The organism is Pigmentiphaga sp. H8, from assembly GCF_003854895.1.
In the GTDB taxonomy this organism is placed as follows: domain Bacteria; phylum Pseudomonadota; class Gammaproteobacteria; order Burkholderiales; family Burkholderiaceae_B; genus Pigmentiphaga.
Window position 1 is genome coordinate 1,726,753 of the sequence record NZ_CP033966.1, and the last position, 12,301, is coordinate 1,739,053.

A 12,301-nucleotide genomic window follows, 5' to 3' on the forward strand; every position below is an offset into this window, starting at 1 on the left:
TCCGCAGAGTCTAGAGACGAGATTGGCCGATAACAAGCGGCCACGCTTCACGGATATAACTCGAGGTTATCGGAGGAGATTCGGGGCGCCGCAAAATTCTTGACGCTGACGGGGGCTCGCAACGACCATGGCGTCGTGCGGCCGTTGCGGTCCATTCATGTGGGCCGGTTTTCAATGCTGGATAAACCGCGGATATATATATGGAAGAATCTCCTCGTGACCTGGTGCGAAATCGCGTCAAGGAAAAGCTGGCGGGAAACGAGCTCGTGCTGTCGATGGCGGTGCGGCTCGTTCGATCGATCGAGATCGTCAGCATTGCGCAGAGCGCCGGCTTCGATTCCTTCTACGTGGATCTGGAACACAGTAGCTTTTCCCTGGAAGCCACCTCGCAGTTGTGCATCGCGGGCCTGAGCCTGGGAGTGACGCCGTTCGTGCGGGTGCCTTCGATTTCCCCCGATTGCATCGCAGGCGTGCTCGATGGCGGCGCGCTCGGCGTCATAGCGCCGCACGTCCAGGGCGCGGACGAAGCGGCCCGGGTGGTCCGTGCCGCGAAATACCCGCCGTCCGGCTCCCGCTCGTTCACCGGGGCGTTGCCGCATGTGCGTTTTCGGAGCTTTCCCGCCATCGAGGTGAGCGCGGCCATCGATGCCGCCACGATGGTGATCATCATGATCGAGTCGGCCGCCGCGCTGGAAGCCGCGGAGGCCATCGCGGCCGTCGAGGGGGTCGACATGCTGTTCATCGGCACCAATGACCTGTGCGCCGAACTGGGCATCCCGGGGCAGTTGGACCATCCGACGATCCGCCAGGCCTACGCCACATGCATGCGTGCCTGCGCGTCGAATGGAAAGCATCTGGGCATAGGAGGCTTGAACGCGAATCCCGCGCTCGCGGCGGATTTCGTCAAGCTGGGCGCCCGTTATGTGTCGACCGGCACCGACCTGTCGTTCCTGGCGGCTGGAGCGGCCGCCAAGACCAGGCAGATGCGCGAACGCTTTTCTCCACCGTCTTTCAACTGAGGAAGAACAAGACATGGCCAAGGCCTATTGGGTTGCGACCTACCGCTCGATCAACGATCCCGCCGCACTGGCGGAGTACGGCAAGCTTGCCGGCCCGGCTCTTCAGGCGGCCGGCGGAAGGTTCGTCGCCCGTGGCCTGCCTGCCGTTGCCTACGAGTCCGGAGTCAACGAGCGTGTCGTCCTGATCGAGTTCGACAGCGCGCAGCAGGCGATCGCCGCCCACGACGGTGCCGGATACCAGGCGGCCCTGAAGGCCCTGGGCAACGGTGCCGAGCGGGACGTCCGCATCGTCGACGGCCTGTAGCCCGCCGCTGAATCCAGAAGACACATATCGGGAGACATCATGGATCAGAGCAAACGGCGGCTGCTGCTGGCGGCCGCCGCGACGGTTCCGGCCATGGCCGCGGCGCAACTGCCCACCGCCAGGCCGGTCAAGATCATCACTCCGTTCCCCGTGGGCACCGGGCCGGACAACGTCATGCGGCTCCTGGGGGAAAAACTCTCCCGGGCATGGGACGTCCCGGTGATCATCGACAACCGCACCGGTGGCAACGGCTGGATCGCGATAGAGGCGGCCAAGCGTGCCGCCCCGGACGGGTACACGCTGCTTCAGCTGGACACTTCGTTTTTCACCGTGCAGCCGTATGTCTACAAGAAACTGCCCTTCGATCCCTTCAAGGACTTCGAACCGGTAAGTCCCTTGTTCACGAACAACTATTTCATCGTTGTCGCCACCGACTCCAAGTGGCGCGATGTCCGTGATCTGGCGGCAGCCGCGAAGGCGGCCCAGGGCAAGCTGCCGTTCGGTTCTTCCGGGATCGGCAGCCAGCTTCACATCAATGCCGAAATGCTCGCATCGGCATTGCATACGCCGATGACGCACATACCGATCAGGGAAACGCCCCAGATCTACGTCTCCATCGCGCGCGGCGACCTGGCATGGGCATATGGCACCGGCTCGACCGCGGGGCCGCTCCACAAGTCGAAGAAGGTCAGGTTCCTCGCGCTGGCGGCGCCGTCGCGGCATCCGAGCTATCCGGATGTTCCGACCGTTGCCGAGGCGGGCGGCCCGAACATCGAGGCACGCGGCTGGACCGCCTTGTTCGCTCCGGCCGGTTCGCCCAAGCCGCTCATCAACCGCATGAACGCGGACATTCGCCGCATGCTGATGGAGCCGGACGTTCAAGAGCGTCTCGAGGCGGTCACCTTCCTGCCCTGGGCGGCGGAGCCGGCGGAGCTCCAGAGGGTGGCCGCAGCCGATTCGAAGCAGATCGGCGAGGTGGTGAAGTCCCTGAAGATATCGCTCGACTGACGCAACCAAGGAATCCGCAATGCCCACGCCCCCCCCTGATTGGGATCCTCTTGCGCCTGCCCGGCATGGAGACCCCGCCGAGGTCTACGGCGGCCTGAGGGAGAAATGCCCCGTTGCCTGGAGCGACCGTTTCGATGGCTTCTACGCGATATCCCGCTTCGACGATGTCGTGAAGGCCGCGCTCGACGTGGAAACCTACTCCAGCGCCAAGGCAACGATTCCCGATAACGCGGGACCGGACCGTCCACCGCGCGCCCCTGTCGAAGTGGATCCGCCGGTGCACGGGGATTTCCGCGACGTCCTGAACCGCTTCTTCACGCCCGATCGCATACGGTTGCTGGAGCCGGTGATCCGGCGCACCGCCCGGAGCCTGCTGGGCCGCTGCATCGCGCTTGGCGAAACGGATGTCGTGGCGAATTTCACGTTCTACATGCCTATCCAGGTCCAGTGTACGTTCCTGGGCATCTCCCCCGATGACGGCGAGAGGATCAAGAACACCATCAATCGGATCATCCATGCGGGAGCGGTGGGGGATGCGAGCGAGCACAAGAAGTCCAACGACGAGATCTACGCATATATCGAGTCGATCATCGACGCACGGCGCAGGACCCCATACGATCCCAACGATGTGATCAGCGCCCTCATCCATGAAAAGGTGGGCGGGCGGACGCTGACCGACGCGGACATCGCGGGAGTCATCCGTCTTTTCCTCCAGGCGGGCCATGGCACGACCACGCATGCCCTGGGCAGCATCATCCGCTACGTCGGTACCGTGCCCGCGGACCAGAAGCGGCTGAGAGAAAAGCCCGGGCTCATTCCCCAGGCGATCGAAGAGATCCTGCGGGTCTGGAGCCCCGTACGGGCGGTAGGCCGCAAGACGACCTGCGACGTGGAAGTCGCGGGCAGGCTGATTCCCAAAGGCTCGAAAGTCGGGTTGATGATCGCGTCGGCGAACCGGGATCCGGAAGCCTTCGAAGACGCGGACAGGGTGGACTTCGACAGGAAACCCAATCGGCACATTGCGCTGGGATATGGCATTCACCGCTGCGTGGGAGCTGCGCTGGCCCGTGCCCAGTTGCGTGTGGCGCTGGAAGAACTGCTTTCGATGACCGACGACGTCGTCGTCACCGGAGAGCCGGAATTCAGCAGTTGGTCGCACAATGGCCCGTCGAAGCTGATGGTCAGGCTGAAGCCGGCCACGCAGGCCGCGGGGGCTCCCGTCATCCGTGCGGGGCACAAGGAACTGTCCATGGCGGTGGGCGGCATCCGTCCCGTTGCCACGGACGTCATCGAACTGGAGCTTCGTCCTTCCTCCGGCATGGAGCTTCCGGAATGGACTCCCGGCGCGCATATCGATCTGGTACTGCCTGGCGACCTGAGGCGTTCCTATTCTCTGGTCGGTGCTCCGGCCGATCGTTCGTGCTGGCGGATCGCGGTGCTACGCGAAGCGACGGGGCGGGGCGGTTCGGACGCCATACACCGGATGAAGACCGGCGACACCATGCGTGTGCGATGGCCGACGAACAACTTCGTCCTGCGGGCGGCGCCAAATTATCATTTCTTCGCGAGCGGCATCGGCATCACACCCATCTTGTCCATGGCGCAAGCCGCGCGCGCTCAGGGAACGCCATTCAGGCTGGATTACATAGGCAGAAGCCGGGAAAGGTTGGCGTATCTCGACCGGGTCTCCGGGCTTGGGGACGTCCATTGTCACTTTACGTCGGAGTCCGGGCGTCCGGAGCTGGGTGAGCTGCTGGGCAGAACCGACCCTTCCGCTCCCGTCTATGCGTGCGGATCGCAGGATTTCCTGCTCGCGCTGGAGGCCGCTGCGACGGCGCTTGGGCGGTCGTTCCACACCGAGTGGTTCGCGCCAAGGCCCGGGGCGCGTCAAGCCGGAGACGGAGCGCTCGAGGCTTTCACCGTGCGGCTGGAACGCTCCAACGTCGAGGTTGGCGTTCTACCCGGCCAGTCGATCATCGACGCCTGCGCGGAGGCCGGCGTATCCATTCCGGCATCCTGCTTCGAGGGTACCTGCGGTTCGTGCCTGTCGACGGTGCTGGAGGGCGTTCCGGATCATCGTGACTCGTTTCTCTCGCCCAATGAGCGGAAGTCGAACCGGCTCATGGCCGCCTGTGTGTCCAAGTCGATGACGGCCAAGCTCGTGCTGGATTGGTGAGCTCCAGGCATGCCGCAAAGGTGGCGCTTCCTAGAACCCCAGCGCCACCGCCAGTCCTCCGCCCACCACCCCGATCCCGACCACGCCCGCCATGAGCACGGCCAGCTCGACCGGCCTGAACGACTTCGCCACCATCGCGAGCGACGGCAGGCTGATGGGCGGCAAGGTCATGATGAGCGCGGCGGCCGGGCCGGCGGCCATGCCCAGCGACAGCATCGCCTGGACGATGGGAACTTCGCCGGCGGTGGGAATGACGAACAGCATGCCGGCCACGGCCAGGCCGACGATCCACAGCACGCTGTTGTCCACGCCGGCGCCGATTTCCGGGAACAGCCAGGCGCGCGCGGCGCCCAGCAGCAGGACCAGCACGATGTACTCGGGCAGCAGGCGCAGCGTCATGCGGGCCAGGATGCGCATCCAGCGGCGCAAGACGTGCGCGTCGTCCAGGTCCGCGCCGCCCGCGGCCTGCATGGCCTGCATTTGCGCGCCGTCGAAGGTGTCGGTGCTGCCCCGGCTCATGCGGTTGAGCAGCCAGCCCAGGCCGAACACCATCACCAGGCCCAGCCCCAGGCGCAGACCCATCCAGTGCCAGCCCAGCACGAAGCCCATGAAGATCAGCGTGGCCGGATTGAGCACGGTATTGCCCAGCCAGAACGCGGCCGCGCTGCCGGGCGCGGCCTGGCACTTGCGCAGTCCGGCCACGACCGGCGCGGCGCAGCAGGTGCACATCATGCCGGGCAGGGAAAGCAGGCCGCCGGCCACGACGCTGCCCAGGCCGGTGCCGCCCAGCATGCGCAGTATCCAGGCGCGCGGCAGCAGGGCCTGCACGCCCGATCCCAGCAGCAGTCCCAGCACCATGGCTTTCCAGATGGCCAGGCCGTAGGCCACCGCATAGTCCAGCGCCGCGTGCATGGACGGCGCGGGCGGGGCGGACTGCTTGCCCATCAGGATGGACTGGCCGATGGAGTGTGTGTCGGCCGCCACGAAGGCGCGGTCGTAGTAGGGCGACCATTTCACGTAGAAGAGGCCGGCGATCGCGATCAGCGCGAACACCGCGATGGCCCAGGCGGGGTGGGGGGCGGAGCGTGTGGAGGCGTGGGTACTCATGAAGGGCTGCGCAAGGTGCCGTCGTTGGCGAGGAGGCGCCATTTTAGTGGCTGCGCGTGCCTTTGCTTGAGCGGTGCCACGATTCCCGGTCGAGCTGGCGGCCTACCGTTTTTACAAACAGTCATCGGAACTGCAACTATTGACATTTGGCGCGAACCGATGCAGTCCGGTAGACAAAATCACTTACAATCGCTGGCCATGCGAGCCCGGGGAAGCCCCCGCCAACCCTTGCGTCGCAACGTCGTTCCAGCCCGTGATCGCATGGGCTTTTTTATTGGGCGCGGCCATCGCCGCGCAGGAAACGCGACCCGCCATGATGACCGTCTTGGGATGTATCGTTTACAGCCACAATCCCTGGCTGGTGCTCGTCGCCGTCCTGATCTGCTGCGCGGGCTCCTGGGTGACCGTCCGGCTGTTCCAGCGGGCGGCTGGCACCTCGGGCGTACAGCGCCTTGGATGGCATGTCCTGACGGCGGTGGCGGCCGGCGCCGCGATCTGGTGCACGCACTTCATCGCCATGATCGGTTTCGAGCCTGGAACGCCGGTCGCCTTCGATCCCGTGCTGACCGTGCTGTCCCTGCTGGTGGCCGTCGTCGGCGCCGCGCCGGGCTTCGCGCTCGCCTGCAGCCGGCGCCTGAGGTTCGCGCCAGCCCTGGGTGGCGCGGTGGTGGGTGTCGCGATCGTGCTCATGCACTACATCGGCATGCTGGCGTACCGGGTGCAGGGCCTCGTGTCGTGGGATCCGGGTTACCTGGTGGCGTCCGTCTTGATCTCCGTGGCATTTGCGGCATTGGCGCTGCACGCCGCGGCGCGTCTCGATCGCCCCGCCATGCGGTATGCCGCCGGCGGATTGCTGGGGCTGGCCATCGCCGGCCTGCACTTCACCGGCATGACGGCGTTCCAGGTCTCGCCCATGCTGGTCGACGGCATCTTCGCGCAGCCGCAGGCGCTGCAGGCGCTGGGCCTGGCGGTGGCCGGCGTGGCGCTGGTGATCGTGGGCGCCGGCGTGGCCAGCTATCTGATCGACGACAGCGTGCGTTCGGAGTCGCTTGAACGATTGCGCCGCATGGCGCTGACCGACAGCCTGACGGAACTGCCCAACCGCAGCAGCTTCAACGATCGCCTGGACAACGAGATCTACCTGGCCGACCAGACGGGCGGACGCATCGCGCTGGTGGGCATCGACCTGAATCGCTTCAAGGAAATCAACGACCTGCACGGCCACGCCGCGGGCGACCGGGTCCTGGTGGTGCTGGCCCAGCGGATGCGCAGCCTGTTGCAGGAAGGCGAGTTCGTGGCGCGGCTGGGCGGCGACGAGTTCGTGGCCATCCACCGCATGCGCGAGGGCTCGCTGCTAGATTTCCTGTCGCGGCTGGAAACCTCGCTGTTCGCCCCCATCCAGGTCGAGGATTGGGAAGCGGTGCCGGGCGCCAGCCTGGGCGTGGCGATCTACCCCGACGATGCCCGCGACAAGAGCATGCTGATCGGCAATACCGACCTGGCGATGTACCGCGCGAAGTCGGACATGCTGAAGAACGTCTGTTTCTACGAGCCGTCGATGGACGAGGCGATCCGCGCCCGGCGTACCCTGGCCAGCGAACTGCGCGAGGCGCTCGAAAGCGGCCAGCTCGACATCCACTACCAGGTGCAGACCGCCGTCGAAACCCGCGAGATCCGTGGCTACGAGGCATTGCTGCGCTGGCTGCATCCGCGGCGCGGCTACGTCCCGCCCGTCGAGTTCATTCCCCTGGCCGAAGAGAACGGCCTCATCCTGCAACTGGGAGAATGGGTGCTCAGGAACGCGTGCTCGCGGGCCGCTTCGTGGGATCCTCCCTACAAGGTGGCGGTCAACCTGTCGCGCGCGCAGTTCGCCCACGCCGACCTGCCGACGCTGATCCAGGACGTGCTGGCCGACACCGGGCTGCCGCCGGAGCGGCTGGAGCTCGAGTTGACCGAGTCCACGCTGTTCGCGGACCGCGAACGCTCGCTGTACATGCTGCGCGAGATCAAGGCGCTGGGGGTCAGCATCGCGCTGGACGATTTCGGCACCGGCTATTCCTCGCTCGAGACGTTGCGTACCTTCCCGTTCGACAAGATCAAGCTGGACTGCTCGTTCGTGAGCGAGGTCGAATCCAGCCCGCAGGCCCGCGCCATCGTGCGCGCGGTCCTGGCTCTGGGCAAGAGCCTGGACATTCCCGTGCTGGCCGAGGGCATCGAGACGCCGGGCCAGTTGTCGCTGCTGCGCAAGGAAGGCTGCGACGAAGTGCAGGGCTTTCTGCTCGGCCGTCCGGTGCCGCTGGGCCAGATCGTCAACAGCGGCCAGATATCCCTGGTCACCGCGGCAGACAGGCTGGTGCACCCTTAGGAAAGAAGGCATTGACCGGACAGCGGACGGCAATGCCCGGCGGTTGAGGGTATCCTTGCGGCAGGCCAGGCAGCGCGCCGTGGCGGCTCGAATCAAGGCAAGGGGACACAATTGGCTGGGCAACGCATCGGCAACTGGTATTTCGGCTGGACCATCGTGGCGGCGGCTACGGGCCTGACGCTGCTGACCGTCGGTATGCGCATGGGCATAGGCCCGTTCTTCCTTCCCATCATCGAAGACCTGGGCTTCAGCCGCAGCATGCTGGCCGGCATGGTCGCGATCGGCATGCTCTGCTATGGCCTGGCGATGCCGCTGGCCGGTTATCTCGTGGCCGCGCGCGGCACGCGCTTCGTGCTGCTGACGGGCATGGTGGTGGTGGTGGTTTCATCCATCGCCACGGTCCTGGCGCGCCATCCGCTGGCGTTCTTCCTGGCGTTCGGAGTGGGGCAGTCGGTGGGGCTGGGACTGACCAGCCCGGTGGCGCTCACGCCCATCCTGACCCGCTGGTTCACGCGCCAGCGCGGCATGGCGCTGTTCTTTCTATCCACCGGGTCGATGGCGGGCATCGCGCTGATGACCCCGGTGTTCACGTCGTTCATCGCCTGGCTGGGCTGGCGCACGACCATGCTGGTCTTCGCGGCGGCCTTCGCCCTGTTCACGGTGCCCGCCGCGCTGCTGATCTTCCGCGACAATGCCCCGCCCGAGTCCGACCTGCGGCCCGAGGACCTCGCGGCACGGGCCACCGCCAAGGCCACGCAGCCCGGACCCGCCGCGGCCAGCCTGCGCGTGGGCGACGCGCTGCGCTCCGCGCCTTTCTGGCAGATCGCGCTGGGTCTTTTCGCCTGTGGGTTCAGCATGAACCTGCTGGGATCGCACGGCGTGCCCATGCTGATGGACCACGGCTTCGACGCGATGACCAGCGCGCTGGGCATCGGCCTGATCGGCGCGGTGGCCGTGTTCAGCACGCTGGTGCTGGGACGCCTGGCCGACGTGCTGCCCCGGCGCGACATCCTGGCCACGATCTATCTCGTGCGCGGCCTGGGCTTCTTCGCGCTGGTCGTGGTCGGCACGCATTGGGAGCTGTACACGGCCGCCACGCTGGGCGGCATCGTCTGGTCGGGCAGCATCGCCCTGTCGTCGGCCTTGCTGGCCGACATCTACGGCGTGAAGCTGGTGGGCATCCTGTACGGCTGGGCCTATCTGGGGCACCAGTTCGGCGGCATGATCAGCTCGTGGCTGGGCGGCTGGGGCTACGAGACCTTCGGTACGCACTGGGTGTCGTTCGGCGCGGCCGGCACGCTGCTGGTGGCGGCCGCGCTGTTGTCCATGCGCCTGCCCCGGCGCGCGACGCTGCTGGTGCCGCGCGCCGCGCCGGCGGCGGGCTGAGGAAGCGGGCCGCCGGCGCGGCGGGCGTCAGTTCACCGAAACGTTGAACTCCTTGATCAGCTTGGCCCACTCGCCGGCCTCGCGCTGCATCGATTGCCCGAAGGCGTCCGCGCTCACGAAGGCCGGCTCCAGCCCTTGGTTGCGCAGCCATGCCGTCACCTCGGGATCGCGCAGCACCGTCTGGATGTCGGCGTGCAGCTTGTCGATAATCGGCCGCGGCGTGCCGGCCGGCGCCAGGATGCCGAACCAGCCCCCCTCGCGCAGGCGGGGGAAGCCCAGCTCGGTGAATGTCGGGACTTCGGGCAGGACCTTCGAGCGCTTGGGCGCCAGCACCGCCAGGGCGCGTACCTTGCCTTCACGGATATGCGGCAGGGCGGTGCCGACCGAGTTGAAGCTCGATTCCACGTGTCCGCCCAGCATGTCGGCCAGCGACAGCGCCTCGCCCTTGTAGGGAACCGGCAGCACTTCCATGCCGGCTCCCTGGCCAAGGATCAGGCTGTAGAAATGAAAGCTCGAGCCGGTGCCGAAGTTGCCCACGCCCAGCGGCTTGCCGCGCGTCTTCACGCCTTCGACCAGTTGCGCGAGCGTCTTGTAGGGGGAGTCGGCGCGCACCACGAAGACGGTTTCCGTGTCGACCAGTTGCGCGACGGGGGTGAAGTCCTTGATGGGGTCGTAGGGCGTTTCGGGATACAGCAGCTTGACCATGCCGTGCGAGACGAAGGTCGACAGCAGGGTATAGCCGTCCGGGGCGGCGCGGGCGACGATTTCCGCGCCTATCCGCGTCGTGCCGCCGGGGCGGTTCTCGACCACGACGGGCTGTTTCCATTTCTTGTTCAGATGGTCCGCAAGCAGCCGGGTGATCCGGTCGGGGCTGCTGCCTGGCGGCCCGGGCAGGACGATGCGGATCGCCTTGTCCGGCCAGGACTGGGATTGGGCATGGGCGGGAGCGGCGGCGACGGCCAGGGCGCATGCCCAGGTCAGGTGGAACCAGCGATGCTTCATGGGGTGTCTCCTCGGTGGTGTTCGTCGTGTAATCAATGGTGGCGCAGGAAGTCGTGGACGCTGCGGTTGAATCGGTCCGGGGCTTCGAGTTTGAGCAGATGGCCGCAACCCGCGAATGTTTCGAGCGCGGCGCCGTCCAGGGCGCCGCGCAGGCGCTCGGCATGTTCGACGGGCGGTGCGACGCGGTCTTCCCCGCCCGCCAGGATCAACGTGGGCACATGGACGGCGGCCGCCAGGGCAAGCGCGTCGCAGTCGAACAGCATGTGCGTGGCCTGTGCCAGTCCCGCCGGGTGCACCGCCGCCTGCAGTTCCCCGAAGCGCCGGACCACCAGCGTGTCCGGGGCGGGGCCCAGGAAGCGGGGGGCGCGTTCCTCGGGTGTCTGGACCCTGGCCGCGGGCGAAAGCCGTTCGGCCATGCGCCGGGTGCGCTCGTCCAGAGGGAGGTGGGCGTAGCCCCGGGTCGGCACCGACAGCACCATGGCCCGTGTCCGCTCCGGATATCGCCCGGCGAAGGCCTGGGCGATCAAGGTGCCCCAGGAACTGGCGACCAGATGCACGCGGTCCAGGGACAAGGCGTCCAGCAGGGCGGCGAGCACTGCGGCGTAGGCATGCACGTCCGGCGCCGGGGAGGCGAGCGGCGTGCTGGCGCCGAAGCCGGGAGCGTTCCACGCGAGCAGCCGCAGTTGCGTGGACAGGCCGGCCAGTTGCGCACGATAGCCGGCCGAGCTCGATCCGATGCCGTGCAGCAGCAGGACCGCGTCGGCGCCATGGCCCGTGTCGCGGTATTCCAGGGTGCTTCCCGAAGGCAGAAGCGCGTGCCGCAGCGGGGGCAGGTCCGATCCGAGCAGGCGCCGGTCCACGGCTGACAGGGCGGGCATCGGATCAGGCCTCCGTGGTCACGGGGCTGGCCAGCGCGGGCAGGACGAACTCCGCCATCAGTGCCGTCGAGCGCAGGGATTCGGCCAGGGTGAGATCGCCGAAAGCGAGGCGGCAGACGAAATAGTTGATGCCGGCCTGGTCCGCCGCTTCGGCGATCCAGTCCCGGACCGTGGCGGGCGAGCCGGCGATGCAAAGGCCGGCGCGTTGCGCGTCGTCGAAGTTGTCGGGAAAGGACAGGGTTCTGGGCAGGGTCCCGTGCTTGACCCACAGGTGCATCAGGTGCGTGTACCAGCGTCGGTACGCGCGCCGGGCCGAGTCCATCGCCTGCGCGTCGGTGTCGGCCACGACCACGTGCCGGCTCATGCCCAGGCAGGGGACGGCCTCGGCGGCATGGCCCAGTTCCTGCCAGTGGAGGCGATACTGGTCGGTAATGGCGCGGACCTGCGTCGCGGGGCCGTTGCAGACGATGTTGATGGCGTTGGCCGCGGTCCATTGCGTGGCGGCCGGCGTGCCGGCGCCGTACCAGATCGGCGGGGTGGGCCGTTGCAGGCACTGCATTTCCACCGGTACGTCGCGCAGGTCGAAGTGCTTGCCCTGGAAATTCACGACGGGCTGGGTCAGTCCCTGCATGATGATCTGGTAGGACTCGTGGTAGATGCCCTGCGATTGCTCGGGATCGACGCCGTAGTAGCCCAGCTCGTAGGGCGAGATGCCGCGTCCGAACCCGACTTCGAGCCGGCCGTGGCTCAACTGGTCCAGCATGCAGATTTCTTCCATGACCCGCAGCGGGTGATGCATGCCCAGGGTGTAGACCAGCGGGCCGAAGCGCAGCCTGCGGGTGCGCTGGGCGACGGCGGCCAGATAGACGCTGGGCGACGGCGCGATGCCCAGAGGCGTCGAATGGTGCTCGGCGACATGATAGGCATGGAAGCCGCCCCGGTCGTAGGCTTCGGTCAGGATCAGCCTTTCTTCGTACTGCTGGGCGAGGGGGACGGTACCGCGGTCCATATGATCGAAAACGGCGAACTTCATGGGATTTCCCTTGTAGGCGTGGA

10 protein-coding genes are annotated in these 12,301 nt (G+C 66.9%); 6 read left to right on the plus strand and 4 right to left on the minus strand.

Annotation, left to right across the window (positions count from 1 at the left end):
• Window positions 1–200 precede the first annotated feature (200 nt).
• From EGT29_RS08160 to EGT29_RS08175, 4 genes are read left to right on the plus strand one after another with little or no spacing between them, the layout of a single operon-like run.
• The gene (locus EGT29_RS08160) at window positions 201–1,019 is read left to right on the plus strand and encodes an HpcH/HpaI aldolase/citrate lyase family protein (RefSeq protein ID WP_124688550.1); all 819 of its coding nucleotides are present in this window, start codon (window positions 201–203) and stop codon (window positions 1,017–1,019) included.
• A gap of 13 nt (window positions 1,020–1,032) precedes the next feature.
• Window positions 1,033–1,323, plus strand: coding sequence for a DUF1330 domain-containing protein (locus EGT29_RS08165; RefSeq protein WP_124688551.1), 291 nt, complete (start codon window positions 1,033–1,035; stop codon window positions 1,321–1,323).
• A gap of 39 nt (window positions 1,324–1,362) precedes the next feature.
• Window positions 1,363–2,331 (plus strand): tripartite tricarboxylate transporter substrate binding protein, encoded by a 969-nt coding sequence (locus EGT29_RS08170; protein WP_124688552.1) that lies wholly within the window; start codon window positions 1,363–1,365, stop codon window positions 2,329–2,331.
• A gap of 19 nt (window positions 2,332–2,350) precedes the next feature.
• Complete coding sequence (locus EGT29_RS08175) at window positions 2,351–4,507, plus strand: cytochrome P450 (protein ID WP_124688553.1); 2,157 nt, start codon at window positions 2,351–2,353, stop codon at window positions 4,505–4,507.
• A gap of 30 nt (window positions 4,508–4,537) precedes the next feature.
• Here EGT29_RS08175 and EGT29_RS08180 read toward each other — a convergent pair whose 3' ends face one another.
• Complete coding sequence (locus tag EGT29_RS08180) at window positions 4,538–5,614, minus strand: permease (RefSeq protein ID WP_124688554.1); 1,077 nt, start codon at window positions 5,612–5,614, stop codon at window positions 4,538–4,540.
• A 313-nt stretch (window positions 5,615–5,927) separates the two neighbouring features.
• Here EGT29_RS08180 and EGT29_RS08185 point away from each other — a divergent pair, with 313 nt between their 5' ends.
• A complete protein-coding gene (locus EGT29_RS08185; protein ID WP_124688555.1) occupies window positions 5,928–7,979 on the plus strand; it encodes a bifunctional diguanylate cyclase/phosphodiesterase in 2,052 nt (683 codons plus the stop codon).
• Between the two features lie 111 nt (window positions 7,980–8,090).
• The gene (locus EGT29_RS08190) at window positions 8,091–9,365 is read left to right on the plus strand and encodes an MFS transporter (RefSeq protein WP_124688556.1); all 1,275 of its coding nucleotides are present in this window, start codon (window positions 8,091–8,093) and stop codon (window positions 9,363–9,365) included.
• 27 nt (window positions 9,366–9,392) lie between these two features.
• On the opposite strand, the gene EGT29_RS08195 is transcribed toward EGT29_RS08190, so the two are convergent.
• Genes EGT29_RS08195 through EGT29_RS08205 form a run of 3 tightly spaced genes read right to left on the minus strand, consistent with a single transcriptional unit; the run spans window position 9,393 to window position 12,278 of the window.
• On the minus strand, window positions 9,393–10,367 hold the full coding sequence (locus tag EGT29_RS08195) for a tripartite tricarboxylate transporter substrate binding protein (protein ID WP_124688557.1): 975 nt from the start codon (window positions 10,365–10,367) through the stop codon (window positions 9,393–9,395).
• 32 nt (window positions 10,368–10,399) lie between these two features.
• Complete coding sequence (locus EGT29_RS08200) at window positions 10,400–11,245, minus strand: alpha/beta fold hydrolase (protein WP_124688558.1); 846 nt, start codon at window positions 11,243–11,245, stop codon at window positions 10,400–10,402.
• A gap of 4 nt (window positions 11,246–11,249) precedes the next feature.
• Window positions 11,250–12,278, minus strand: coding sequence for an LLM class flavin-dependent oxidoreductase (locus EGT29_RS08205; RefSeq protein WP_124688559.1), 1,029 nt, complete (start codon window positions 12,276–12,278; stop codon window positions 11,250–11,252).
• Window positions 12,279–12,301: the final 23 nt, after the last annotated feature.

Bases quoted from the DNA above. Each gene is read 5' to 3' on its own strand.
- EGT29_RS08160 (WP_124688550.1), top strand. From the start codon at position 201: ATGGAAGAATCTCCTCGTGACCTGGTGCGAAATCGCGTCAAGGAAAAG.
- EGT29_RS08165 (WP_124688551.1), top strand. From the start codon at position 1,033: ATGGCCAAGGCCTATTGGGTTGCGACCTACCGCTCGATCAACGATCCC.
- EGT29_RS08170 (WP_124688552.1), top strand. From the start codon at position 1,363: ATGGATCAGAGCAAACGGCGGCTGCTGCTGGCGGCCGCCGCGACGGTT.
- EGT29_RS08175 (WP_124688553.1), top strand. From the start codon at position 2,351: ATGCCCACGCCCCCCCCTGATTGGGATCCTCTTGCGCCTGCCCGGCAT.
- EGT29_RS08180 (WP_124688554.1), bottom strand. From the start codon at position 5,614: ATGAGTACCCACGCCTCCACACGCTCCGCCCCCCACCCCGCCTGGGCC.
- EGT29_RS08185 (WP_124688555.1), top strand. From the start codon at position 5,928: ATGATGACCGTCTTGGGATGTATCGTTTACAGCCACAATCCCTGGCTG.
- EGT29_RS08195 (WP_124688557.1), bottom strand. From the start codon at position 10,367: ATGAAGCATCGCTGGTTCCACCTGACCTGGGCATGCGCCCTGGCCGTC.
- EGT29_RS08200 (WP_124688558.1), bottom strand. From the start codon at position 11,245: ATGCCCGCCCTGTCAGCCGTGGACCGGCGCCTGCTCGGATCGGACCTG.
- EGT29_RS08205 (WP_124688559.1), bottom strand. From the start codon at position 12,278: ATGAAGTTCGCCGTTTTCGATCATATGGACCGCGGTACCGTCCCCCTC.